The following is a 1,497-nucleotide window of genomic DNA, read 5'->3' as shown; positions in this document are numbered from 1 at the left end:
ACCGCACCCCGCGTCACCACGACCAGCCGGGTGTCCTCCGGACCACCGCCGGCGAGGTACGCCTGCACTTCGGCCAGCACCCGCCCCACCAGCGCCACGGGCGTGTCGTCCGCCCCGCCGGTGCGGGCCTCGATCACCGTCGTCCCCGCCACCGCACCGGGGCCGGCGACGGGCGCGGACCGCAGCTCACTCCATTCCACCCGGAACAGCGCGTCGGTGCCGGGCGCACCGGCCGCCGCTTCGAGCTGCTCGCCGGAGACGGCCCGGGACACCAGCGAGTCCAGCGTCAGCACCAGGCCGCCCGTGTCGTCCACGGCTTCCAGCGACAGCGTGTCCGGGTCGGGCCGCAGCAGCCGTACCCGGATCGATGTGGCGCCGGAGGCGTGCAGGGTGAGCCCGTTCCAGGCGAACGGGAGCCGCACCACCGCCTGCGCCTCCGTCTCCGTGTCCGTGTCCGGGCCCTCGGTCACCTCGGCGGCGGCGTCCAGGATGCTCGCGTGCAGTGCGGCGTCGAGCAGCGCCGGGTGGATGCCGAACCCGGCGGCGTTCTCCCGTTCCTCCTGCGGTACGACGACCTCGGCGAACAGCTCGCCCTCGCTCCGCCAGACCTTCCGCACGCACTGGAACGCCGGTCCGTACCCGTATCCCGCGTGTGTCAGCTTCTGGTAGCCGTCGGAGATGTCGACCGGCTGGGCGCCGGGCGGTGGCCAGGCGGAGAAGTCGAAGGTGCCGGTGGGGGCGCCGGCTGTGCTGAGGCTGCCGGTGGCGTGCCGGGTCCAGCTCTCGGGACCGCTCTCGTCCGCGCCTGCGTCCTGGCGCGTGGAGTACACCTCCACGCTGCGGCCACCGGTCTCGTCCGGCCCGCCGACGGCGACCTGTACGCGTACGGCACCCTGCTCCGGGACGACCAGGGGCGCCTCGATGACCAGTTCGTCCAGTACTCCGCAGCCGACCTCGTCACCGGCCCTCACGGCCAGCTCGACCAGGCCGGTGCCAGGTACCAGGACCACTCCCCCGATGGCGTGGTCGGCCAGCCAGGGGTGGGTGCGCAGGGACAGCCGGGAGGTGAACACCAGCCCGTCCGACTGCGGCAGCCGGACGACGGCACCCAGCAGCGGGTGATCCGCCGCGCCCTGTCCCAGGGCGGTGGCGTCCATGAGGGGGCGGGCGGCCGGGAGCCAGTACTGCTCATGGTCGAAGGCGTACGTCGGCAGGTCGACGTGGGTTTCGGTGGCACCCTCGGGCAGGAGGGCGGCCCAGTTCACCTTGGTGCCGCGCACGAAGAGCTGTGCCACGGCCGAGAGCAGGGTCTGTGCCTCGCCGCGCTCGTCGCGCATCGCGGACACGCCCACCGCGTCCTCACCCGCCGACTCCGTAATGGCACCCGTCAGCGCACCACCGGGGCCGAGTTCCAGGAACACCGAGCCACCCGAAGCCGCGATCCCCTCCGCGAAACGAACCGGACGACGGACGTGCTCCACCCAATAACCCGGGTCC

General features: G+C 73.3%; 1 protein-coding gene. It reads right to left on the bottom strand.

Features of this window, described 5'->3' with window-relative positions; genetic code table 11:
• Nucleotides 1-1,421 (bottom strand): polyketide synthase dehydratase domain-containing protein (locus ABEB00_RS25350; RefSeq protein ID WP_345622507.1); only part of this gene is annotated, 1,421 nt, incomplete at its 3' end.
• Between the last annotated feature and the right edge of the window lie 76 nt (nt 1,422-1,497).

The organism is Streptomyces ziwulingensis (assembly GCF_039542605.1).
Lineage (GTDB): Bacteria > Actinomycetota > Actinomycetes > Streptomycetales > Streptomycetaceae > Streptomyces > Streptomyces ziwulingensis.
This window is presented reverse-complemented; position numbering and strand designations above follow the sequence as displayed.